Source organism: Siphonobacter sp. BAB-5385 (genome assembly GCF_002261125.1).
In the GTDB taxonomy this organism is placed as follows: Bacteria; Bacteroidota; Bacteroidia; order Cytophagales; family Spirosomataceae; genus Siphonobacter.
Map to the genome: position 1 here is coordinate 1 of NZ_NMPS01000054.1, position 23,898 is coordinate 23,898.

Genomic DNA, 23,898 nt, shown 5'->3' on the forward strand with positions numbered 1-23,898 from the left:
TCACTTTAGACACCCCATGCGTACAGCGGTTCAGCCCATGACAGAAGTAGGCATGGTAAGCGTAAGCCTTGTAAGAGTTACAGATGTAAACAGAGTCCGTCTTCGCTGGAGCCAGCGAGAAAAACAGGGAGAGTAGAATAGTTTGCATAGCGGTGCGGGTGATGCATTCGGCCAGAAGGGCCACTTTTTAAATTTTCATAAAAAATATGAAATAAACAAGCTGTAACTAACCTACAAGGTTGAAAGCTACAGCTTGTTACATTTATCATATCCATATTTACAAGTTCCTTAGTCAAACTTATTCACATCTATTTTTAATAATATCCTCAATTTCTTGTAAATATTTCTTATGTGTAATTATTTTTTTATCTCTAACCAATAACTTCAATAGCTCACATTCATTTCCAGCCAGATACTCTAGTAAATTAAATGCTAATTTTTGATTTACCAGAGCTAATTTAGATAGCTCATCTATAAAAAAACTTTATGTTCTTTATATTTTACTATTTCCATAAGAACATTCTTCCATTCTGAATTACTATTAGCGACTAACTTTTGGTAAAATTTATGAAACAATTTGGTATTAACTTTTGAATTTGTGATAGCATATTTTAAAGCACCTTTTAATTCTGTCCAAGTACTAAATTGGTTTACTACAAAATCAAGTAACTTCTCATTTTCAATACTAGAATCAATCAGATATTCTGCAAAGGTTCTGAGAGCAGTTTGTCTAGCACTAACAGATGAAATTATTTTATAAAGAGTTGGTGAATCAGTTTTATCTAGTTCAATATATTTTATTAGTAATCTAACTAAGGTCGTTTTATTTGCGATAGAATCAAAGTTTTTATCGACAAAATCTTCATCTCCATTTTCTAGAAATTCTATAAGAACTGATCTTTTGATTAATCCGTCATCTATCTTTTTCAATATTTTAGATGCAATAAAAGCATTTTTTTCTTTGTAATAAAAATATTTTAATATATCTAATTTTTGACTATCATCATTAGGCAATAAATCTACATCTTCATATATCTTATAGCCTTGGGCTTTGCTTTCTTCTACTAAATTTTCATAAATTTTTTTTGATCCTGATGCTAATTCCTCTGCCGCTCCTAATGGCGCTGGCCCATCGAAACCAGACTTCAACTTTAACTTTCTAAACAGGTTTTTAACAGCAGTTTCGTCAAATAAACGCGTAAGCATATCATCTTGCATTGGTGATATTAGCTCATTTATTTTCACATCATCTGTAAAAAGAACGTATATGTCTTTATTTTGCAACCAAAAGGCGGACCATTCAACGTAAGCCCAAGGTCTTTCTGCATATTTAGATGTAAGCACTAAAAGAATTGCATCACAATCCTCTAAATTTTTACGTATCTTTTCTTTCCATTTATCACCTCCCAATAAATCATATTCTGTAAAAAAAGTAACTACTTGACCATCAAAATAATCATTTACAACATTATGAATAGCTTTAGCTAATTTACTTTCATTAGAATTAAAGCTGATAAAAATTTTGTACTTTTTCATCGAATTAGGATTTAAAGGGTTAATTAAAAAATTTATTTATAAATTAAGTTTCACTTAATCGTCCGCTAAAGTTGAGTTAGCCCATTTTCTTTCTACTATCTAGTTCTTAAATAACTGTTTCAATTCTTCAATAGACAGAAGCCTGTCTTTCTTCCGGTGTACCATGGCATGACAGTTAGGACAGAGTAAAGCGAAGTCCTTATGTGGATCAGGTTTAGTAATGCCAGCCTGAGATACTGGGTTCAGGTGATGAACATGAATAAACCCCTTACCCCACTCACCATACGTTGCCTCGAAATTGAATTCACACACTGCACATGAGAGGTCCTTATAATTTAACAATACTTGTTTTCTTAAGGCCGGGTTACGCTCATAATATGTACTGAGGCGCTGCTTCTGATTTCCCTCCTGGTATTCCTGATACTCTTGAGACTCGTGAACATTTAAGGTAAGGTCCTCATAAGGATCTAACTCAGCGGTTTCTAAAATATGATCGTATATTTCTTTTGTGATAGGTCGAACACCATCCCTCCAATAGTTGCCGATCCGGCTCTCAGGTATTTGCTCATAATAAGCCCCATCAGCCAACTTAGCCAAGACAGGCTTGGTAAACTCTTGAAACTGCTGGATAGTACAAAAATGATCTCCTTTCACGCTATTAGGATCCTTCCAAACCTTACCTACTGTCCCTATACCGAAATAATGAGGCTGAGATGACATTCTATCATCTCTATACTTGGAATTCTTAAGCCCTCCTTTATAGTATATCAAGTGAGTACCCTCTTGCAAATTTTTAAGGTATCTCTTAGGGAAGTGGTATATCTCCCCCTTTCGATCATCCCACTCAGATTCGTCGTTTTCAGTAATAACGGTATACATATTTATTAAGCTAAAACGAACGCTGCTAGATAAGCCAGGTGAATGATTCCTACAGTATAAATGGCATAAATTAACAAAGAAATCCAAGGATGTTTTCTATAATCTATTCTTTCATGATCTACCTTCCAACTAAAAAACACAATACTTGTATAAAAAAATACTACTTTAAATCTTTCAATTAAATTTTTAGAACAATCAATGATAATCGATTGAACATTGTGATCTTCATTTGGAAAGTAAGTATTAAACACCTGTTTATACAATATAAAGAATATAAAGAATGATATAACGAAAGCATATAATATATTAGTAATAATATTACTTTTACTATAACCAAAACCCCACCAGTAATTCTGAAACCAGATCATAAAATCACTGAAATGTAACCAATTATGTTTAATTCTATATTTTTGATAGCTAACATCAAAGTCCCTATAACTTTCTTCCATCCCAAGATCTTTACAAGTATTCATAATTTTCTCGTATATTATTAAACCATCTTCGTATGAAGAAATAGAATCTAATTTTATTTCAAAGTTTTTACTATCAATAATTACATTTCCAGCATTTTCAACATCTAAGTGAATTTGACATTTATAATTAATATCCTTTCCATTATGATTGGATTTTAAACTGTCCGTTTTGTTATAAGTCAAATTAACTTTATATCCGTCATTTCTAAATGTGTTTTTATTAAAAAATATATCTTTAGGCAATTGACAACCTCTTACTTCAAATTTGCCATTAAAAACACTTGATATTATTTCCCATTTTTGTTTAAAAGATCCATTAATTACTCTAAAATCTAAATTAATTGTATCCTCCTCTAAACTTATTATATTTGAACTTACATCATTTAAAAATAGACTACCACCAATTTTAGATTTTTCAATATCTAACAGGTCTATCTTTCCATTCAACTCTAGACCTCTTTTAAAATTAGAAATTGATATTTCAATTTTAGGTGTAATTAACTGCATATAGATATTATCATGAGCTTTTGAATTATACCATATAACTTTACCAGCGAAAAATGGCCCCATACTTAAACCTTCAAAATCAGATTGATCAAAAACTAATTCTTGATCAAAACCAGAATCGTGTAAAATTATTCTTTTATTAAAATTAAATTTTGTAAATCTGATCATATTTGTATAATAAGTATTACTCATAACTATATCTAAATCTTGGTTTTTTCTCTTCATCAAAGTAATACCAGTAGTTATAGAATCTATAGTATTTTCATCTGAAGGTGCACGAAACACATGATCATTTAACCTAAATACTCGTGTTTTAATATTCTGAGCTGATAGACAGATAGTTATTTTGAGTAAAATAACTATTATAATCGTTACATTTTTCATATAATTTACAGTTAAAGGTTATCTATTTTAGTTGATCTTATTTTAAATAACAAATAATCAATTCATACTGCTCATCTCCTATCGTCACTACTTTAAACACAGTAGTTCCCATCTCTCCTATAATGACCGTGTGCTTCTCTACCAAAGGCATCGGCTAAGGGTAAGACTATGCCTAGCCTATCTGCAAGAAAAGATATCATCAGCTCCTGGATACTGAGGTGCTAGCAACGAGAGCTTCAAAGTAGGTGATTAGATTTTTATTCCCAGTCAATCACATATTGTGAACCGGAGGATAGTGTAGCGTTTAAAAACCTAATGCTGATACTTCCATATTTAACAAAAGTCGGAACTTCAAAAATTATATATCCTCTAACAGTACTCCCCTTTTTAACTACATAGTAAGTATTACTAGAATAACTATTGGGTACTGGCATAGCAGATAATTGAGATGATACCGCTTTATAATCCTTATTGTTCTTATCTTCTAATTCGGAATATTCATTATAAATGACAACAGTCGAATCATTTGTTAAATTAGTCAATTCAAAATCTAATCTAACCATATCGTTCTTGCTATCGCCTTTTAATCCACCAATAGGTTTAATGATATATCGATCATTTTGAATTACAGGAATGTTGTTAGTGCTAATAATTTCGGGCTTGTTAGTTATATTTGTTTGAGCTGCCGAATCACTTTTGGACAGATAAGGAATATTGGGTAACACGTCCCAATTTTTTTCAATCCAGACGGTAAAAATTGCTAAAGATATTGATCCTATGATAGCCGAGATAGTAGCACCAACTTTTAGTCTAACTTTTGTTGCATTATTATTTATTGCAGGCTTTTGGATCGGCTGGTGGTACCGGGGGTTAGCCTCCAAAGATTGACCCAGTTGATTGTTATCTCCTGTAATGCTATTCCCAGAAAAATCATTATTTATCTGGGTCGAAAACTGTTGTTTTTCTTTATAAGCTTTCCAGGCTTCTACTCCACCTTTTTCAAAGGCTTCCGTACCAGATTGAGATAAGTAATAGACATGCTTTTGGTTACGGTTTACAATTAGTCCTGAAGACACCAGCTTGTTGATAGCCTTCTGAATATTTGATGGGGTATCTTTTGTATTCGAGAGTAAGCCTTTATCATCAATAAGCGCCAATACTAAATCTTGATATAGCACCTCCTTATCAAAGGCATCATGTCCCTGATTTGTTAAGCGATATACCTTCCCCTCTTTAGTTATCAATTTCCTTTCTACTAAGTAATCAACGGCTCTATATTTTAAATCCGTGTCTTCAGAAGCTAACACCGCGATGCCTCTGCCTTTAATTTCCTCTAAAAGATTTATAGACTCTTGTAGAAGTTCTGAGTTCATAGATTTAAGTTAAGTAGTGCGTCAAGGGTAAGACGGTGTCTGGCCTATCTTCAACAAAAGCCCCTCCGAAGTTGAGAGGCTTTTACCTTATCAGACAAAATCTTACTTTTTATTTGCTTCAAGTTCTTTGAGCTCTTTTTGAAAAGCATCATAATCCGCAGAGAGCCGCCCGCCGCTTTTCTGGGGCATATACAACGCCACCATCCCTAAAGACGAACTAGTTCCTACGCCAACGGATACTTTAGGGGATACGGTGAAAAAATAAACGCCGTTAGCCGTGCCAAGTGGCTTATATCGCTCCAAGAAAAAGGTGGCTACTTCTTTGGCAAGGCTGGAATCAAAGCCGAATACTAGAGTAGAAGACGTAAGTGCATTATTTTCAAATAGGTATATTACGTTTTTGAGCTTTGAGTTTTCACCGGTAAACACCATACCCGTAGCTGTACTGGTCCCGTACTGAGTCCGGGTTTCTAAAGGCTTAAGAGCAGCCTGACTAATGCCGAACGTAATAACCGGTTCCTTACAGGTAGTATAGTAAGGTATAACCTTCACAGTACTTTCAACATTGCCGGATCCGCTCTTGGCTACAGCAGTCACTTTAGTTTCTCCTACAATTCCAGCCTCAAGTTCACCAGAAGCATCAACTTCTGCAATATCCTTGTTGGCAGAGGTCCACATGTAATCCGAAGCGGTAACGGCAGTCTCGCCCTTCTTAAGAGCGAATTGATGCGTTTCATCGTAATGAAGAGAGACCTCTGAGGCGTCTATCTTGAGAGCAGGCTCCGAAGAATCTTTGCCGCAAGCAACGAGCGTGAGTGCAAACAATAAGGGTAAGTAAGATTTCATCAATCGGCGGTGTTTGAGTTAAAGTATAGAAAAACTAATGAGTGTAAGAAGGTATGATTTTTATAATATGTGATTCAATCTAAAATGTAATAAAACCAATAGTTAACCTTATATAATTTATGTGTTTATACATATTATATAAATATTTCTAGACCTCTATAATTATTTTGAGTAAATTTTATAGATTTTAACTATATTTTTTATCCATTATCTCTTGATATGAAACGGTTATATGTGTACGTTTACAGTAATAACCATATACCTTTTCCACTATGAGTACCGTCACCGAATCTCCCGCACTGTCCAAATTAAAAGAAATACAGCACCCTGCTGAACTCGCAAATGAGCTTGATACGCTCTTGTCTTTTGCCGTTGGCAGTAAACAGTTCAAAAAACTTAAGGGGCCTGAACGCACAAATATTACTTTGAAAGCACAGGCCCTTTGTCGCTATTTAAGAAGTATATAGGTTTACACTCCTCTTTATCCCACCCCGCCAGGTGGGTTGCACTTACTTAGACAATTTATCTATAAGTCCTTGTAGAAACACCTTATCCTTTTGACACTCCTCCAAACTTTTAGAAAGTACTTCAATAGTTAGATCCTTATCATCAGGCATAGCAACTGGCGTATAAGCAATCTGGTTATCATCAGTATAGCCATATAACCAATCCAGACTTACCCCAAAATGCTCTTTAATAAGTTTGGCTGTTTTTATAGACATAGCCTGAATACCGTTTTCGATATTAGATATGTTAACCCGGTTCAAGCCAATACGGGAAGCAAACTCTTCTTGCGTTAACTCGCCTCTTACCTGTATTAATCTCTGGGATTCGATAGGTTTCATAACAATGAGAGAAACTATTGTAAAAAATATTGTAATACTTTTGTTACATGTAATTAAAGTATTACATTTGTCATGTTCTTCCTTGGAAGCTATGACAAATATATACATGGAAGTAATCGCGGAAACAGTTACCCATAACTATGTATGTCATAAGCGATAAAAGGTTATCATCGTTATTACATTTTGTTACAAAAATATTACAAACCTTAACCAGCGGCCTAGCCACTTACAGCCATGCGATAGCTACTTAATCGGCCATTAGTCGGGAGAGACGAAAAGCCCCTCTAGGATACCAGAGATAAGATGCAATCTAAAGTAGCCTTTTTGCAAACTAGTAAAAAGGCTACTTATAAAAAGGGCGATCTGGCGGAATTGGTAACGCACACGACTTAATAGCCGTGGTCTCTTATGACAGATAATACCCTGGGCTCTTAGCAAGGCTAACAGCCATCCGGGTTCGAGTCCCGGGATCGCCGCAGAATTCTCAAGGTAATGGTTTAAATGGAAAGACTATGGAAACCTCAGCTAAGACTAACGTTTTAAAGAAACAGTATCTCTTTGGCTCTTTTTATTGGGATTTGCTTGTAAAGATTTATCTGGTTCTGGCTGGTTTACTATCCGTTTTTCTTGGAGGGTTTGTTGTAGTGGATTTGTTTGGACGTCAGGACTGCTGATTTCAGACTTAATAAACTGATTGATTGAAAGGTATAATGAAACAACTGAAATAAAGATTGCAGTTAGAGAAGCGAAAAATGAATATTTGGCATACGAAGCACTACGGTCAGCTGCATCAGCACTACGAATAGTTGCTTTAACTGTATCTAGTTCTATCTGTCTTTTTTCATCAGCTTCATTATAGATTTTTAACATGTATTCATTGTATCCTCCTTCGTATAAAGCAATGAGCCCTTTTTCAGTTATTTTAAATTTTGAGGTGTCTATTCTTTTTATAAATAGCCCTTCCACTAATTCGTCAACTGCATCTTGAAATTCTTGATCTGTATATCCTTCATAATCAACTGGGTTCCCATGATTATCTCGAACTAAAGCATAAGTATCCTTTGATATGGATTTTAAAATCTGATCAAAGTATGAGGTTTCCATAAAACCTAACAGGGGGTATGGGTGAACAATTGAATGGCAACTCTAATGTAGTAGCCCTCCCCTGTATTGCCAAACCCAAACCTCACACCATGAAACAGTTCTTTACCCTCGTAGCTGTTTTCGTATTGGCAGCTCTGTTTTTCTGGGATTACCAGGCTAAAACCGCTCTTCAGGAAGAAGTAATAACCTTGAGGGACGAATCCGAAAAGTACCAACGGCTGGCTATCGTTTATGCTGATTCGCTCAACGGGATGAAAATTGAACTACGCTATTGCCGGGGCACAGGCTACGCAGAATAAACCACTACCATTATGGACAGTACGATAACCAAATATGCCCGTAAGAAATTAGCTCGAGAAGAAGCTATTTATCGAGACTATCAGGCCTTGGTCTCTGCCCCGGGGTCTATGAAAACAGCCTGCGTAGATGTCATCATGGAGAAGTACAACTACAATTCAAGATCTGCGATCTGGAAGATTTGTAAACGTGTAGAACAGCGTCAATCGAATGGCAGCGTCAACTAAAACACCCGAAACGCCGGACTATTATTCGAAGCGAGTCCTTTCAATGGAAGAGGCAAGCTGGTACTTAGGATTGGCTAGGTCTTCTCTTCAAAAAATGACTTCTGATCGAGCCATTCCACACTACAAACCAAACGCTCGGCTGGTGTATTTCCTCCGAACGGATCTGGATAACTGGATGCTACAGAACCGGGTGGCCCCGGAGCAGGAAGTTGAACAACAAGCCCTTAAGCACGTAACCTCTAAACGGCGATGATCGACAAATTCTTTTTTACCTGTTTACTGGCCGCCGGCGCCATGGTCATTAGCGGCACCTGGTGGGCTGTTGTCCCAGCAATCCCAGTAGTCCTTATTTTCCCGAGGTACATGAAAACGCCTCCCCGCTTAAGAAAACCTTTTTAACAACCATATACCATGCAAGTACAAGTAATCTTGACCGGTGATCTCCCTGAGATCGCCCAGGCATTCTCTGCGCTTTCCAATTCCGGAATCCCGTTACGTTCGTCCGTTGTTGCGGAACCCGTACCTAACGATGAGCCCGTGAAACCTGCCGCTAAAGCAGTAAAGCCAAAGTCCGCGGCTAAGACTGTTGCGGTGGAATTGCCAGCCCCCGCAGAGGACCAGTCAGAAGACACGGATGAGCTGTCTTCCTCTGTTGCCGAAGATTTTCCTGTCAAGGAAAAATCTGCCGTGACGCTCGACCATTTGATGGCACGCGTTGAAAATGTCGGCCATAAATCTCCTGCCCACGCCAAGCTTATCAGCGAAGCGTTGAACCGCTACAAGACGGCAGGTGGCACAAAGGTTTCTGCGCTGGAAGACCTGGAAAAAGCTGACTATCAGGCTTTCTCTAACGATGTCGAAATGGCTAACATCGCTCAGACAATTCGAGGGGCTATCGCTTTGAATCCAACCCTCAACGATGCCGCGGGGGTTATGCTCAACAAGCATTTTGCTGGATACACCCTTCGGACGATCCCGTCGGATCAATGGCAAAAACTTAAAACTCTTTTCGAAGAACTGGTATGAGTCACGCCCTCCTATCTCCCTCAGGTGCATCCCGTTGGACGGTTTGTACGCCCAGTGCCCGAATGGAGACTGCTTTCCCTGACCGCTCGGGGGAAGCAGCCAAGGAGGGGACGGTAGCCCACGAGCTTGGAGAGCTTTTAATTCGTCAGTACCTGGGTGAGTACGTGGATTCAGAAATCACCAAGCTCAAAACCAGCCCGTATTACAATCCAGAGATGCAGCGGCACGCGGAGGATTACCGGGATTTTGTTTTAGAACTGTATCATGAATCAATGGCAATTGACCCTTTTTCAATCCTGCGATTGGAAACACGGCTCAACCTAACTGACTATATCCCAGAGGGTTTTGGAACGTCTGATGCCAATGTCGTGGGCCACAGCCTGCTGAAAGTAATTGATTTGAAGTACGGCAAGGGTGTATTCGTCGACGCTGTCAACAACAAGCAGATGATGATTTATGCACTGGGTGCCCTGAAAGTTCATGAGCTGTTCTACGACATCGAAACCGTACGCATGACGATTTTCCAACCTCGCCTTGACAACTTCAGCACGTTTGAAATGTCAGCAGCGGATCTCAAGCGCTGGGGCGAAACGGAGCTTCGCAAGCAGGCCAAGCTGGCTTTTGCGGGTGAAGGGGAGCCGACGGCGGGGAAGCACTGTCAGTTCTGCAAAGCGAAAGGCACCTGTCGGGCACTTTCGGATTACAACCTGGAACTGGCCAAGTACGATTTCAAAGCCGGTCGTCTGCTTTCCAATGCAGAGGTAGCTAAAATCCTTCATAAAGCGGATCTCCTAGTTTCTTGGCTTAAAGCCATGCAGGATTACGCACTCTCTGCCGCTTTGGAAGGAACCAAGTTCGAAGGCTGGAAAGTAGTACGTGGCCGGTCCACTCGTAAGGTTTTTGACGAGGAAGCTTTGGCAAAGAAAGTGCTCGAAATGGGCTATGCCGACAAAGACGTATATACTAAATCGTTAGTAGGCATCAAGGCTCTTGAAACCCTACTCGGCAAAGAAGATATGGCCAAAGTCGAAAGCTTTTTTGTCAAGCCTCCCGGAGCTCCTACCCTAGTTGTTGCGACGGATAAACGCCCAGAGTTTACCACCGCGTCTGCTGCCGCCAATGATTTCACCAAGGTTGACTTCGAATGAATCTAAAGTGGTACGAAATAACCGTTAGGGCTGGCCTTTTCTCCGGTACCCGTACCGTTCAAGCTGCCAGCTACAATCAAGCCCTTAAAAAAGTGCTCGCTTGGGCCCGAGCCGAAAACCTACAAAAACCAATCAACTGTAAATAACCATGGCAACTAAAGTTGTAACCGGACTCGCCCGTTTGTCCTATGCCCACGTTTGGGAGCCTCAGGCTTCCGTAGAAGACGGCGGCAAGCCCAAGTATTCTACCAATGTTATCATCTCTAAAGACGATACGGTAACGATCGCTAAAATCAAGGCGGCTATTGACGCTGAGATTGAGGCGGGTATGCAGTCCAAATTTCAGGGCAAGATCAATAAGGCTCAGTTCCACAACCCGCTTCGTGACGGAGATATTGAACGCCCAGATGATCCGACGTATGAAAATGCGTACTTCCTCAACGCCAGCTCCACAACAAAGCCCTACATCGTGGATCGCAACGTAGAGCCTATTCTGGACAGAGCTGAGGTCTATTCGGGCTGTAATGCAAAGGTTTCAGTCAACTTCTACCCCTTCGCTGTTAACGGCAAAAAGGGAATTGGCTGCGGACTGAACGGTCTGCAAAAGATCAGCGACGGTGAGCCCCTGGGCGGTACGAGTCGTGCAGAAGACGATTTTCAGGTAGAAGATGGTGATGGCTTTGTTACGCCTAAAGCCTCAAAACCCACTTCAAAATCACCCAGTATCTGGGACTAACCTAAACCGCAAAGAGGCGGCTTACCGGGTCGCCTCTTTCATCTCACCATGGCAAAGAAAACTACTGAAGCACCGGTTGAACCCGCCGAATCTACAGAGCAGGTACAACCTAAAGGAAGCTTGCTTCTCACTCTACGAGCGGCGCTGGCGAAAGCTGAACTCCTACAATTCGATTACGATAAACTGGTTGAACAGCACGCAGAGCTTAAGGATAAGGACAATAAGCGGGAAAAGTCAGATGAGGCCCGCGGCGAAGTGGTAGAAATCGTATGCTCCTCTGGAAAACTAGAATACACGGCTGATAGCATACCCCTTCAAACCATGATGGAAACGCTCGCGGAGGTACTGGCCGCCCTGCCTGCTAACGAAGTAAACACCAAGCTTAACAACATTCTCGTCCTGTTATGATCCTTTCGATAGACATAGAAACGTACAGCAGCGTGGATCTGCGGTCAACGGGTGTGTATCCTTACATCGCTTCGCCGGACTTCCAAATCCTTATGCTGGCTTATAGCATTGACGGCGGTGAGGTTGACGTATTTGACTTAACCTTTGACCCGCTTCCCGAGGTATTTGTTACTTGGCTACTATCTCCCAACGTCACAAAAACAGCTTGGAACGCTGCCTTTGAACGTCTATGTCTATCGAAATACCTAGGGGTAGACTTACCCGTCGAACAGTGGGATTGCTCAATGATCCGGGGGGCTCGGGCTGGTTACCCTCTACAATTGGGTCTAGCCGCAAAAGCCATGGGCTTAGAGCAGGAAAAAGATACGGCGGGTAAGAACCTCATTAAGCACTTCTCGGTACCCTGTAAGCCCACCAAAACCAACGGTGGCCGCACCCGTAACCTACCTGAGCACGACCGGGAAAAGTGGGCTCAGTACATCGAGTACAACCGGCAAGACGTCGTTGTCGAAATGGCCATTCGGGAGCGGATCGTAAACATTCCAGTTACTGAGTTTGAACAGCGGCTGTACTGTTTGGATCAGAAAATCAACGACATGGGTATTCTGGTTGATGTTGAACTGGCGCTTAATGCTATTGAAATGCAGGAAACCTATGTTTCCCGGATTACGCAGGAAGCCTCAGAGTTAACGGGCTTAGACAACCCAAACAGCGTTAAACAGTTGTTGGCGTGGCTTGATGAAAACGGCCAACCCTCGGAGAAACTTCGCAAGTCTGATGTTTCGGAAATGCTTGACTCTAAGGCCTTAACTGAAAAGGTACGCAGAGCTTTGGAGATTCGTCAGGAGGCTTCGAAAAGTTCGGTTAAGAAGTATCAAGCCATGCTTAATTATCTGGGCGAGGATCAGCGCGTTCGTGGACTTTTTCAGTTCTACGGGGCTAACCGTACGGGCCGCTGGGCTGGTCGGGGTATTCAATTGCAAAACCTCCCTCAAAACCATTTAGCTGCCATTGAAGTAGCCCGCCGAGCCGTAAAAAGTGGCAACGCAGGCTTGCTATCTCTGCTCTACCGCAGCATACCCGACACGCTTAGCCAGCTCATCCGTACGGCATTCATTCCTAAGGAAGGACACGTACTGATTATCTCGGATTTTTCAGCGATCGAGGCCCGCGTTCTGGCTTGGCTGGCGGGCGAGCAGTGGCGGCTTGATGTGTTTAAAACGCACGGGAAGATTTACGAAGCATCGGCCTCCCAGATGTTCAAAATCCCCATCGAAGAGATTACGAAAGGGAGTCCACTTCGCCAGAAAGGCAAAGTCTCTGAATTAGCGCTAGGCTATCAAGGCGGACCCAATGCTCTGATCACCATGGGGGCTTTAAAGCAAGGACTCACGGAGGATGAGTTGCCGAGTATCGTCAGCAAATGGCGTAAAGCAAGTCCTGCTATCGTGCGGCTTTGGGCGGACCTGGAAGCGGCGGCCATCGAAGCAATCGAGCGTCCCGGTTACTGGGTGAAGTGCGGGAAGTTTCTTCGGCTCATTCTGAAGCAGAAAACGCTCTTTATCGAGTTGCCGTCGGGTCGCATGCTGTCTTACCTCAATGCAACCTTAAAGCCCAGTAAGTACGGAAACGGCAAAATGAGTATTGCCTATCAGGGACTTAGCCAGGAAAAGAAGGTATGGGGGCATCAGGACACCTACGGCGGTAAGCTGACGGAGAACGTAGTACAGGCCATTGCCCGTGACTGCTTAGCAGAAGCCCTAATTCGGCTCGACGATGCGGGATATACCATCGTAACCCACGTACACGATGAGGTAGTACTGGAAGAACCCGAAGACCGCGCCGACGTCGAAAAGATTGACAAAATCATGAGTACCCCGATGCCCTGGGCGGCCGACCTGCCGCTAAAGGCCGAGGGCTTCATTGCCAAATTCTATCAGAAGTAACTCTAAAAACCTTATCCTTATGTATCTAATCATTGGTTCCATACTCGTCTTAGCCCTCGGCGTTTGGCTGGCCTACGAGGTCACCTCTGCTCCTACCTTCAGCCATAAGGATGAACTGATCTCGGGCCCTGGTTTAACACCCACGGATTTCCCAGAATCTAACGTGGTCTACGCCAAAGACCAGCCCGAATACCGACCCTTACCCGGTTTTAAATCACCAAATTCTCCGCATGGTGAACTGATTACTTGTTGGAAGTTAACGCTAGGACAGCGTTTGAAAATCGTTTTCACGGGTAAGATTTGGCACCTGAGCTTAACTTTCAACGACCCTTTACAACCGCTTTACCTGACCGTCAATAAGCATGATGTGCTCGTACCCATCGAGCGGAAACCGCAAAAAGGTTACTTCAAAAAGCTTTGGGATAGTGTTCGATACCGCTTCTATATGCTGAGATACTCAGGCGTAGTGGCTTGGTACATTCGCATGCGGGAGACGAAAGCAGATTGGTTTCCTCTGCTCAAAGTATTTACAGCTATCGCTCTGATTGCACTAGCTGTCTACCTGGGAGCTAGTCACCCATCTGATCAAATGAAAGGTTTAACCAAACCCTACGCAACGCGATGAATACGGTTCCAACAATGCAGGAAGTGGCCGAGCATGTGCATGCGGATCACTACAAGGGTACCATTAATGGAATTATCCTCGCGGGCGTAATTCCTGAATACGGCGGACAGCCTTCTATCTGGATGAATACAAAGGCTGATACCGAATGGCTGAAATGGGTTGGCGTTCTGGCCAATGCCGCCCGGGAAGTGAACGGCGAGTGGGAGCCAAACTGGGAAGACACTACTCAAACTAAATATTACTTCCATTACAGCCAAAACAACATTCGTTGGTGCTGGACTCATCATTCTACCGCTGGGGCAATTGTATTTAAGTCTTTAGAACATGCCAACGCAGCTCGTGAAATGCTCAACGAGTGGAGTAAGCAACAAGGCCTTGAGGAAGACGGTATTTTGCTCAGAGCTTTGGGCGTGGTGAAAGGAGGCAGGAAATGAGTAACCCTATCTCTGTGAACGATGAGGTACTTCAGCTTCTGAGAAATCAATCTCCTGTTGCTATCGGCATAAGCGGCGGTAAGGATTCAACCTGTGCCGCAGTAGCCACAATAAAATACCTTAATTCAATCGGCCATACAGGGCCCCGAGTTTTGATTCACAGTGATCTGGGCCGGGTAGAATGGAAAGCCTCTATGCGAGTATGTGAGGATCTAGCCAAGTTATTAAGCCTTGAACTGATCGTCGTACGCCGTAAAGCGGGTGATATGCTTCAACGCTGGGAATCTCGCTGGCAGAACAACGTTGAGCGGTACCGTAACCTCGAATGTGTAAAGCTTATTTTGCCTTGGTCAACGCCTAAAATGCGTTTTTGCACGTCTGAGTTGAAGACTGCAATCATTTGTTCAGAGTTAATCAAACGATTCCCAGGTCAAAAAATAATTAGCGTATCGGGCATTCGTAAGCAGGAAAGTTCGAACCGTGCTAAAGCCCCTATCCACGCGGTACAGAACCGTTTAACTAACGTAACTCATCAGACCTCGGGAATTGATTGGCACCCCATTCTTGACTGGACTCTTGACAATATCTGGGCGTATCATGTAGACAATCTGCTTCCCGTACATGAGGCTTACACCCAGTACGGTTCATCTCGGGTATCATGTGCCTTTTGCATTATGTCCTCTGAGGCAGATTTACGCTCGGCGGCATCCTGCCATGCAAATGCTGATATATACCGCTCAATGGTAGATCTGGAAATCAAATCAAGTTTCAGCTTTCAGGGTAAGTGGCTTGGTGATGTTGCTCCGGAATTACTAACCCCTGCTCAGCAATCTGATTTGGTTCGGTCAAAACTCAGAGCCGTTCGCCGTGAAAGCTGGGAAGGGCAAATCCCTGAGAGTTTACTATACGTAAAGGGATGGCCAACCCGTGTACCGACTTACGACGAGGCCGTTTTACTGGCTAATGTGCGAAAAGCGATCGCTCTTGATTCCGGAATATTCGACATGAAATACATCGATCCTGTGACAATTATAATCAGATTTAAAGAGCTGATGGCCATGAAAGGAGGCGGGAAATGACAGAGGAAAACTTGTATTCTAACTGCATTCGCACCTACACGGGTAAATACGTGAATGTATTTGAACCGGATCCTGAAACTATCTGCATCGAGGATATAGCTCATGCCCTTTCAAACATGCCGCGTTTCGGAGGTCACTTGCCTGAGTTCTATTCGGTCGCGCAGCATTCTATCCGTTGTGCCCAGCTAGTACCAGACCATTTGAAGCTTTCGGCATTAATGCATGACGCCAGTGAGGCGTATCTCATGGACCTACCCCGTCCTATAAAGAAGAACCTGGGCAACTTTGGATACGCAGAAACGGAGGAACGACTCATGGGTGTGATTGCTCAGAAATTCGGCTTCCAGCTTAACTCAAAAGAGGTAAAAGCCGCCGATGAAAGAGTTCTCACCGAAGAGTGGAACGGGTTAATGCTCGAAAAGGATGTGAGATCTGTTTTTCCGCATTTAGGCGGCTCCCATCAATACATTGAAGTACGTTTTCTGGCGCTTTTTAATCTGTATCTGCCTGTATGAGTACCTATCGAATTATACACGGTGAAAGTATGGTCAGCATGTCACTTATGATGGATAGCTCAATTGACTCAATTGTTACCGATCCGCCGTATGGGCTCTCTTTTATGGGCAAAAAGTGGGATTATGACGTTCCCTCAGTCCAGCTCTGGGAAGAAGCATTACGAGTGCTTAAACCGGGTGGCTTTCTGCTTTCTTTTTTCGGTACCCGGACGTATCACCGCGGCGTAATCAATATTGAAGACGCCGGGTTTGAAATCAGAGATCAGCTGCAGTGGCTTTACGGCTCTGGTTTTCCTAAAAACAAAAACATTGGCGGCGGTTACGGAACAGCTTTAAAGCCTGGTAACGAACCCATTGTTTTAGCTCGAAAACCACTCTCGACAAAATCCGTAGAATCAAACTTCGCTGAGTTCGGAACCGGAGCCTTGAACATCGACGCCAGCCGTATCCCGTTTGCGAATGACGCAGACTTACAATCAGCTGCTTGGGGTCGCGGTACGGATATCAGAAAAGGCAATTACGTTGGAAGTACTCAAAGCTCCGGTAAAACCAACATTGATGCTAACCCTTTAGGTCGCTGGCCTTCAAACGTAATTCACGATGGAAGCGATGAAGTAGTTACTCTTTTCCCGTATTCAAAAAGCGGGAAGCCTCAAGGGATGAAAAAGGGTGGCGTTTTTAACGCGTACGGTAAATACGGTTCAGTGCCCGTTACGGGATATGGCGACGAAGGCTCAGCAGCTCGTTTCTTCTATTGTGCTAAACCTTCAAAAGCAGAGAGAGAGCTTGGGTGTGAAGAGTTGGCAGCTAAACGCTATTCTCATGATGGTCGAGAAACGCTCATCGATAACGCCTATCAACGCAACGGTTCCGTTTCAGGCAATCATCACCCTACTGTTAAGCCTATTTCACTTATGCGATATCTGATAAAGTTGGTAACGCCCGCAGGCGGAACGGTACTTGACCCATTTGCAGGCTCAGGCACTACCCTGATTGCGGCTTTGGCGGAAGGTTTCAACTGCATAGGAATCGAACGCGATGCTGAATATGTACCGATAGCAAAAGCTCGCTGCCAGTCTGTTTAGGCGACAAGTATTACAAGTAGCTCAAGAAAATTATGTCGAAGATAGATATTGCCATCGGCAAGCACCGCAACGACGAGGTCTGGAAGAACAAGTCCGTGGAGTGGTCAGAATTCGTCGAACGCTGCTCGAAGACGCACCGTACGGCTGAGAAGCTGGCTGTTTACCTGGCGGCCCCTAAGACTCGCCAGGATGAAATTAAGGACGTCGGGGCCTTCGTAGGTGGCTATCTGGCGAACGGGCGGCGGAAGAAAGACACCGTTACGCACCGGCAGCTGATTACGCTTGATGCGGACTTTGCCTCCACGGATTTGTGGAGTGATTTCTGCCTGGCGTATCGCTGTGCGGCAGTGGTCTACTCGACTCACAAGCACACGCCCGCAAAACCCCGTCTGCGGCTCATTATTCCCTTAGACCGGCCTGTATCCCAGGATGAGTTCGAGGCCATATCCCGCCGGGTCGCTGGTTCACTGGGCATTGATCAGTTCGACCATACGACCTATCAGGTAAACAGGCTCATGTACTGGCCCTCTACCTCAGCTGACGGGGAGTTTGTATTCCACGAGCAGCAGGGCGAGTTTTTAGAGGCTGATAGCATCCTGTCTCAGTACCATAACTGGCAAGATACCTCGGAGTGGCCTGTAAGCGACTCGGAAACGGCCGCTATCAAAACGGGTATTAAGCGTCAGGGTGATCCGACGGAAAAGGAAGGCGTCATTGGAGCTTTTTGCCGCATCTACGGGATTCACGAAGCCATTGAAACGTTTCTATCTGATGTCTACGAGCCCTGCGGGATAGATAACCGCTACACCTACACGGGTGGAACAACGGCCGCCGGTGTCATCGTCTATGAGGATAAATGGGCTTATTCCCACCATGGCACGGACCCGACCAGTGGTAAACTCTGTAACGCGTTTGATCTGGTCCGCATTCACAAATTCGGCTATCAGGATGAGAGTAAAAAGGCCGACACACCAGTAACAAACTCCCGTCTTACGCTGCGATGTTCGAATTCGCCAGTAAGGTGGAGCCCGTTAAAAAGCTCATGGTTTCGGAGCGCCTTGCCTCGGCGGCCGAAGAGTTCGGGGTTTATCAGGATGACGACGAGCAGTTAGAGGATCTGGCTAGTAGCCTCGAAGCTGATAAAAACGGAAAACCGCTGAGCACCATTCGCAACGTGGAGCTGATTCTTTCCAAGGATCCGAACCTGAAAGGTTGTCTGGCCCTGGACCAGTTCGAACGCCGGGAAGTGTTGCTTAAAGACCTACCCTGGCGGAAGCGTTCGGAGAACCGCTACATGACCGACGCCGACGATGCCCGCATCCGCTCCTACATCGAAACGGTGTACGGCATCAGTAGTCCCGCCAAAATTCAGGATGCTTTGGTGATTACCGTGAACACGAACGCCTTCCATCCCGTACGGGATTATTTGGAAAGCCGAAGCTGGGACGGCATCGAGCGGGTGGATGAATTACTGGTGGATTACCTGGGAGCCGAAGACGACGTATACACTAGAGCGGTGACGCGTAAAACGCTCGTAGCCGCCGTGGCCCGCATCTTCGAACCCGGTAAGAAATTTGACTACGTCCTCACGTTCGTTGGCGAACAGGGCATGAAGAAATCCAGCTTCATCGCGGCTCTGGGCGGTGAGTGGTTTTCGGACTCGTTCGGCGACATCGAAAAGAAGAAAGAGGTCATGGAGCAGATTCAAGGGGTCTGGCTGGTGGAAATTGGCGAAATGGCCGGCATGCGTAAAGCCGACGTGCAGAGCATCAAGCAGTTCATCAGTAAACGGGATGATCGGTACCGCGTGGCGTATGGTCGTCGGGTCGAGTACTTCCCAAGGCAGTGCGTGTTCTTCGCCACTACCAACGATACTGATTTCCTACGTGATCCAACCGGCAACCGCCGCTTCTGGCCGGTGAAGGTCTACAAGGAGAACGCTACCAAGGATGCCTTTACGGACTTAAACGAGTACGAACGCGGGCAGATATGGGCCGAGGCCGTAGAGCTCTACCGCAAAGGAGAAACGCTATATCTGTCGCCTGAACTGGAAGCCATGGCCCGGGAAATGCAGGAAGAGCACACGGAGCGGGACGAGCGGGAAGGCGTCGTGGTTAAGTACCTGGAAACCTTGTTGCCAGTGAATTGGGACGAAATGTCTCAGGTGCAACGTCGGATGTACGCCGAGTACGGCGATGAGGAAAACCCAGGTATTACGCAGCGGGAACGTGTCTGCGTAGCGGAAATATGGTGCGAGGCTCTAGGCGGGAACCAGAAGGATATGACTACGCATAATACCAAATTCATTCACGACATCATGAAGAAGTTAGGCACTTGGCAACCTACGGTTAACCCGTTGCAATTTAAAGGCTATGGCCGTCAAAGAGGATACTTGTTGAAAGGATCTAAGGCTCATAAAAGCGTTTTCTAATGGCAACGCAAGTCAAAACTGTGTTGTCAAAGGCCTGACAACAGTGACAACACTGACAACAGTCAAAAAATGGGTTTGTGTTGTCAGATAGAAGGCTAAAAAATAGACACTTATACAGTCTTGACAACAGTGACAACACAAAATATACATCTTAGGAATAATAGGCAATTAGGCTGTAAAGTAAGTACCCGCAACGCCTAAATGGCCTTTTTAGAATATATGGGAATTTGTGTTGTCGGTGTTGCTTGTGTTGTCAGAACCTCACCACTACCATGGACGAAAAGCAACTCGAAAAGAAGTTTCGGGAGCAGGTGAAGAAAAGAGGCGGTCTGGCTTTAAAGTTCGTATCACCGGGTTTTCGTGGAGTGCCTGATCGGCTCGTACTCACTCTTGGAAAGATCCACTTTGTTGAATTGAAAGCACCTGGTAAAAAGCCCTCACCCATTCAGCTGGTAGCTCACCAGATTTTCGCCCGCTTCGGCTTTCCGGTTTGGATTGTCGACTCCCCAGAATCACTCAACACATTTTTAGATCAGCTATGAAATACATACCTCACCAATACCAGGAACACGCCACGCAGCACATCATCGAAAATGAGGCCGTACAGCTTTGCGGCGGTGCTGGGTTGTTCCTCGAAATGGGATTAGGCAAGACGGTTGCTACACTTACAGCCATCGATGAGCTGATGCACAAGCGCCGTGAAGTCATAAAGGTTTTGGTCATCGCTCCCCTTCGGGTGGCCGCGCATACCTGGCCCAAAGAGATTGAGCAATGGGACCATCTCAAGCACCTGACCGTTTCGGTCTGCCTAGGCTCAGAAAAGAAGCGTAAGGACGCTTTGCGGGCGGAGGCAGACATCTACACCATCAACCGGGAAAACGTGCCCTGGCTTGTGGCATACATGCAAAACAACGGCAAATGGCCTTTTGACATGCTGGTCATTGATGAGCTCTCGAGCTTCAAAGATCAATCGTCGCATCGCTTTAAATCGCTTCGCATTATCCGGCCCTTGATTAAGCGGGTCGTGGGGCTTACGGGTACGCCTTCTCCGAATTCGCTCATCGATCTCTGGTCCCAGCTTTATCTACTGGACCGCGGCGAGCGACTAGGAAAAACTGTGGGCCGTTACCGTCAGCAGTTTTTCAATGAGGGTAAAAAGAACGGCCACGTCGTTTACGAGTACAACCTCAAAAAGGGGGATTCCCTCTTAGGGCCTCAGATTTACAAAAAGCTGATTTACGAAAGGATTGGCGACATCTGCGTAAGCATGAAGAAAGAGGACTGGCTGACGCTTCCTCCCCTGATTGATAACCACGTATGCGTGAGCTTGCCCGAAGAGGTAAGAGTCCAATACAAAAAGTTCGAACGGGATTCAGTGCTTAGCCTAGCGGATGCGGATGACATCTCAAGCGTATCAGCAGCCAGCCTTACTCAGAAGCTTACCCAGTTCTCAAACGGAGCAGTGTACGATGAGGATAAGCAGTTTCATGAAGTGCATAGGCTCAAGATTGATGCACTGGCCGATGTCCTGGAAGCTGCCAACGGCAATCCGGTTTTATGCTTCTATAGCTTCAAATCCGACGTGGCCCGGATTCAGAAGTACTTGAAAGGGTATAAGCCTCACCTGCTTCAGGGCACCGAGGATCTGGACCGCTGGAACGAGGGTAAGATACCTTTTCTTCTTGCCCACCCTGCCTCAGCTGGCCACGGTCTAAACATGCAACACGGCGGCAATCATATTGTCTGGTTTGGCCTCCCCTGGTCTTTGGAGCTCTACCAGCAGGCCGTAGCCCGGCTTCACCGGCAAGGGCAAAAGAAGTCGGTGATCAATACCTGGATTACCTGTCAGGGCACGGTAGAAGATGACATCATTCAGGCCCTGAGCCGAAAAGCCGAGGATCAGAATAATCTGATGGTAGCCCTGAAAGCACGTATTCAACGAATCCTTAGCGCTTAGTCCAAACATCACCTTATGATTCCCGCTACCCCACCCGCCGTCGGTACCATCTGGCAGCATGACTTATCCCGGAACCGCTTTATCGTTACTGCCTGCATGGGAGGTCTGGTCTTCTACCGCATGGAGAAGTATACCAATGTCTATCACCGTGACTTACTCAGCTTTTACACCAAGTTTAGCCAAATAGAATAACCAAATGGCCTCTTAGCGATACTTAGTTTTCAAGGGCTAAGAGGCAAACCACCAGATATTTATATCCTCAAATAATCTTTATTATGAATTCCAACTTGCTGGCCAATCCCAATTATCTCTAAAAGGGCCAAGCTTTGGATGTATATATCCACAGTCCCTTTTGAACTGAAGAACCCTTACTTCAGCACGATATTGCTTATTTGGCAAAATATCACATGTTGCTGGTGTAGCAACAGTCATACAAGTTCCCTTTTGTTTCATTACATGCACGCCCCTTCGATTTACCATCATACAAGCTTTATGTACGTCAAAGCTTGTAAATTGAATACCAATGGACAGAGGGATCTTATCTCTATTATCGACTTCTAAATCGGCAAACTCTCTAATTTCTTCTCCCGGGAGCAGATCTTCTTCCATTGTTAGTGTTTTTTCTATGGTTTTAACTTTCTATGATTCAATATACAATTTACACCTAAAAGGTTATCATTTTTTACAAGCTATCCCGTTTTAAATACCTCTGGCGTGCTGGCAAAAAGGACGATGCTTTGAAAGATGTCGGCAAGTCCCTTCACTGTGAAGCCAAAGCGGCGGAGTTTTACCGAATGGCTGAGCCCGATGTAATGTATAAACCGGCATAAATAAGGTTTCCTGGCACGCTGAGAGGCTTTTAGACTACATGACGATAGGAATTATCATTTTTAAACCTAAAAGCCTCTCAGCGTTATTACACTTGTATATTAAATTATTCATATATTGTAGTCTTACATCTCTAAACATCCAATTTTAACCTTCAATGCTATGTTTCTAGGATTAAAACCAATGACTTGGGTATTCTTAGGAGGCTTAATTCTTCTCTTAGGATTATGCGTAAAAGAGTTTACTGAGTTTAAATATGGAAGCACCATAACTGTTATTGGGACAATTATAACTTTATTTTCAACCTGGAAGCACAACCAAGCCTCCTCTAACAAGACAACTGATATTAAGCAGGAGGTAATTGACTTAAAAAAAGAGAATGCAACCCTAAGTGCTCAATTACTAGGAGCCCAGCAGACCATGTTTAAGTATATGACAGGTCATGATAGTTACTGTACCGTTGAAATATTCCCCCAAGCTAATGGCAAAGCAGATGTTTATATTGATCACAGAGGAGAATATCCACTTTCGAACATTAAAATAAGTATATTCAATAGTACTGAAGTAGATAACGGAAGGTTTATTCAGCCAACCCGGCATTCAGCTACATTAAATTTTGAAAGAGGGCCTGATTATGATAATAGAGAAATTATATCATTACCTGAAATACCCGACCTACAACCTAACACTCGTAGAAAAATTGGCAGTATAGATTGTACTAGGGAAAACCAAATCGGATTTATGATTACTATATCTGCAAGGAATGGTACATGGTATGAAAGATTTCTTATTTGGCCAAACATGCCTATAGGAACCAATGATGTGAAATTCAATCGTATTTATAGTGTACTTAAAATAGATCCGAATAACCCCCAATCAAGCCCTAAACAACCTAAAACATTAGCCGTAATTGAAAGTACGCCAATTCCAGATCATATAACTTTATTTAAAGATAAATACGATTGGTTTGGGAATAACTGGTTTTAGCCAACTAAGCCATTTTACATTTCTTAAACGAACCCTTATAAAATGATACGAATCGTTTAGAACCGACCAAACCTCATTTAATTACGAGCCGCAGGATCCCCTTGCGGCTTTTTGCATTTGTAAATACCTGACAGTGAGTCGTTTGTGTCAGACTATATCTGGCGGGTTTTTACATAAACATTGATTTTATTATTTATAAATTTTATAAGAGATAGTAGCTTT

27 protein-coding genes and 1 tRNA gene are annotated in these 23,898 nt (G+C 43.7%); 20 read left to right on the forward strand and 8 right to left on the reverse strand.

What is annotated here, in order from left to right:
- Window positions 1-471: 471 nt before the first annotated feature.
- The 5 genes from BWI93_RS05130 to BWI93_RS05150 form a co-directional block, all read right to left on the reverse strand.
- Entirely contained in the window at window positions 472-1,536 is a 1,065-nt protein-coding gene (locus BWI93_RS05130; protein ID WP_094809074.1) for a toll/interleukin-1 receptor domain-containing protein, read from the reverse strand.
- Between the two features lie 99 nt (window positions 1,537-1,635).
- A complete protein-coding gene (locus tag BWI93_RS05135; protein ID WP_094809075.1) occupies window positions 1,636-2,415 on the reverse strand; it encodes an HNH endonuclease in 780 nt (259 codons plus the stop codon).
- Window positions 2,416-2,420: 5 nt separating this feature from the next.
- Window positions 2,421-3,779 (reverse strand): hypothetical protein, encoded by a 1,359-nt coding sequence (locus BWI93_RS05140; RefSeq protein WP_094809076.1) that lies wholly within the window; start codon window positions 3,777-3,779, stop codon window positions 2,421-2,423.
- A gap of 257 nt (window positions 3,780-4,036) precedes the next feature.
- Window positions 4,037-5,152 carry a hypothetical protein gene (locus tag BWI93_RS05145; RefSeq protein WP_094809077.1) on the reverse strand — a complete coding sequence of 372 codons (1,116 nt, stop codon included), beginning with the start codon at window positions 5,150-5,152 and terminating at the stop codon, window positions 4,037-4,039.
- Window positions 5,153-5,254: 102 nt separating this feature from the next.
- Window positions 5,255-5,998, reverse strand: a complete 744-nt coding sequence (locus tag BWI93_RS05150) for an Ig-like domain-containing protein (RefSeq protein WP_094809078.1) — start codon at window positions 5,996-5,998, stop codon at window positions 5,255-5,257.
- Window positions 5,999-6,270: 272 nt separating this feature from the next.
- On the opposite strand from BWI93_RS05150, the gene BWI93_RS05155 reads away from it, so the two are divergent.
- Window positions 6,271-6,465, forward strand: a complete 195-nt coding sequence (locus BWI93_RS05155) for a hypothetical protein (RefSeq protein WP_094809079.1) — start codon at window positions 6,271-6,273, stop codon at window positions 6,463-6,465.
- A gap of 42 nt (window positions 6,466-6,507) precedes the next feature.
- Here the strand turns inward: BWI93_RS05155 and BWI93_RS05160 are convergent, their stop codons facing one another.
- Window positions 6,508-6,843: a helix-turn-helix transcriptional regulator gene (locus BWI93_RS05160; protein WP_176454137.1), complete on the reverse strand. Its 336-nt coding sequence runs from the start codon at window positions 6,841-6,843 to the stop codon at window positions 6,508-6,510.
- Between the two features lie 357 nt (window positions 6,844-7,200).
- Here BWI93_RS05160 and BWI93_RS27660 point away from each other — a divergent pair.
- Window positions 7,201-7,319: transfer RNA gene (locus BWI93_RS27660), tRNA-OTHER, on the forward strand.
- Between the two features lie 55 nt (window positions 7,320-7,374).
- On the opposite strand, the gene BWI93_RS05165 is transcribed toward BWI93_RS27660, so the two are convergent.
- Window positions 7,375-7,947 (reverse strand): hypothetical protein, encoded by a 573-nt coding sequence (locus BWI93_RS05165; protein WP_094809081.1) that lies wholly within the window; start codon window positions 7,945-7,947, stop codon window positions 7,375-7,377.
- A gap of 17 nt (window positions 7,948-7,964) precedes the next feature.
- Here BWI93_RS05165 and BWI93_RS05170 point away from each other — a divergent pair, with 17 nt between their 5' ends.
- The 17 genes from BWI93_RS05170 (at window position 7,965) to BWI93_RS27665 (ending at window position 22,053) form a co-directional block, all read left to right on the forward strand.
- Window positions 7,965-8,246, forward strand: a complete 282-nt coding sequence (locus BWI93_RS05170) for a hypothetical protein (RefSeq protein ID WP_094809082.1) — start codon at window positions 7,965-7,967, stop codon at window positions 8,244-8,246.
- 268 nt (window positions 8,247-8,514) lie between these two features.
- Window positions 8,515-8,724: a helix-turn-helix domain-containing protein gene (locus tag BWI93_RS05180; RefSeq protein ID WP_255157733.1), complete on the forward strand. Its 210-nt coding sequence runs from the start codon at window positions 8,515-8,517 to the stop codon at window positions 8,722-8,724.
- Between the two features lie 158 nt (window positions 8,725-8,882).
- Window positions 8,883-9,497: a hypothetical protein gene (locus BWI93_RS05185; protein ID WP_094809085.1), complete on the forward strand. Its 615-nt coding sequence runs from the start codon at window positions 8,883-8,885 to the stop codon at window positions 9,495-9,497.
- The gene (locus BWI93_RS05190; RefSeq protein WP_094809086.1) at window positions 9,494-10,645 is read left to right on the forward strand and encodes a DUF2800 domain-containing protein; all 1,152 of its coding nucleotides are present in this window, start codon (window positions 9,494-9,496) and stop codon (window positions 10,643-10,645) included. Before BWI93_RS05185 ends, BWI93_RS05190 begins: the two co-directional genes overlap by 4 nt.
- Window positions 10,646-10,793: 148 nt before the next feature.
- On the forward strand, window positions 10,794-11,381 hold the full coding sequence (locus BWI93_RS05195; RefSeq protein ID WP_094809087.1) for a DUF2815 family protein: 588 nt from the start codon (window positions 10,794-10,796) through the stop codon (window positions 11,379-11,381).
- Between the two features lie 48 nt (window positions 11,382-11,429).
- Entirely contained in the window at window positions 11,430-11,789 is a 360-nt protein-coding gene (locus tag BWI93_RS05200) for a hypothetical protein (protein WP_094809088.1), read from the forward strand.
- Window positions 11,786-13,735: a DNA polymerase gene (locus BWI93_RS05205; RefSeq protein WP_094809089.1), complete on the forward strand. Its 1,950-nt coding sequence runs from the start codon at window positions 11,786-11,788 to the stop codon at window positions 13,733-13,735. Before BWI93_RS05200 ends, BWI93_RS05205 begins: the two co-directional genes overlap by 4 nt.
- A 19-nt stretch (window positions 13,736-13,754) precedes the next feature.
- The gene (locus BWI93_RS05210; RefSeq protein ID WP_094809090.1) at window positions 13,755-14,360 is read left to right on the forward strand and encodes a hypothetical protein; all 606 of its coding nucleotides are present in this window, start codon (window positions 13,755-13,757) and stop codon (window positions 14,358-14,360) included.
- Window positions 14,357-14,794 carry a hypothetical protein gene (locus tag BWI93_RS05215; RefSeq protein ID WP_094809091.1) on the forward strand — a complete coding sequence of 146 codons (438 nt, stop codon included), beginning with the start codon at window positions 14,357-14,359 and terminating at the stop codon, window positions 14,792-14,794. The genes BWI93_RS05210 and BWI93_RS05215 overlap by 4 nt, the downstream gene beginning before the upstream one ends.
- 14 nt (window positions 14,795-14,808) lie before the next feature.
- A complete protein-coding gene (locus BWI93_RS05220; RefSeq protein ID WP_176454138.1) occupies window positions 14,809-15,873 on the forward strand; it encodes a phosphoadenosine phosphosulfate reductase family protein in 1,065 nt (354 codons plus the stop codon).
- On the forward strand, window positions 15,870-16,388 hold the full coding sequence (locus BWI93_RS05225; protein ID WP_094809093.1) for a hypothetical protein: 519 nt from the start codon (window positions 15,870-15,872) through the stop codon (window positions 16,386-16,388). Before BWI93_RS05220 ends, BWI93_RS05225 begins: the two co-directional genes overlap by 4 nt.
- Window positions 16,385-17,473 carry a site-specific DNA-methyltransferase gene (locus BWI93_RS05230; protein ID WP_217902233.1) on the forward strand — a complete coding sequence of 363 codons (1,089 nt, stop codon included), beginning with the start codon at window positions 16,385-16,387 and terminating at the stop codon, window positions 17,471-17,473. The genes BWI93_RS05225 and BWI93_RS05230 overlap by 4 nt, the downstream gene beginning before the upstream one ends.
- Window positions 17,474-17,505: 32 nt before the next feature.
- A complete protein-coding gene (locus BWI93_RS28125) occupies window positions 17,506-18,585 on the forward strand; it encodes a hypothetical protein (protein WP_217902234.1) in 1,080 nt (359 codons plus the stop codon).
- Window positions 18,516-19,904: a virulence-associated E family protein gene (locus BWI93_RS28130; protein WP_217902235.1), complete on the forward strand. Its 1,389-nt coding sequence runs from the start codon at window positions 18,516-18,518 to the stop codon at window positions 19,902-19,904. Before BWI93_RS28125 ends, BWI93_RS28130 begins: the two co-directional genes overlap by 70 nt.
- Window positions 19,905-20,176: 272 nt before the next feature.
- Window positions 20,177-20,446 (forward strand): VRR-NUC domain-containing protein, encoded by a 270-nt coding sequence (locus BWI93_RS05240; RefSeq protein ID WP_094809095.1) that lies wholly within the window; start codon window positions 20,177-20,179, stop codon window positions 20,444-20,446.
- On the forward strand, window positions 20,443-21,861 hold the full coding sequence (locus BWI93_RS05245) for a DEAD/DEAH box helicase (protein ID WP_094809096.1): 1,419 nt from the start codon (window positions 20,443-20,445) through the stop codon (window positions 21,859-21,861). Before BWI93_RS05240 ends, BWI93_RS05245 begins: the two co-directional genes overlap by 4 nt.
- A gap of 15 nt (window positions 21,862-21,876) precedes the next feature.
- The gene (locus tag BWI93_RS27665) at window positions 21,877-22,053 is read left to right on the forward strand and encodes a hypothetical protein (RefSeq protein ID WP_176454139.1); all 177 of its coding nucleotides are present in this window, start codon (window positions 21,877-21,879) and stop codon (window positions 22,051-22,053) included.
- 81 nt (window positions 22,054-22,134) lie between these two features.
- Here the strand turns inward: BWI93_RS27665 and BWI93_RS05250 are convergent, their stop codons facing one another.
- Window positions 22,135-22,470: a hypothetical protein gene (locus BWI93_RS05250; RefSeq protein WP_094809097.1), complete on the reverse strand. Its 336-nt coding sequence runs from the start codon at window positions 22,468-22,470 to the stop codon at window positions 22,135-22,137.
- A gap of 402 nt (window positions 22,471-22,872) precedes the next feature.
- Here BWI93_RS05250 and BWI93_RS05255 point away from each other — a divergent pair, with 402 nt between their 5' ends.
- Entirely contained in the window at window positions 22,873-23,676 is an 804-nt protein-coding gene (locus tag BWI93_RS05255; protein ID WP_141217359.1) for a hypothetical protein, read from the forward strand.
- The last annotated feature ends 222 nt before the right edge of the window (window positions 23,677-23,898 follow it).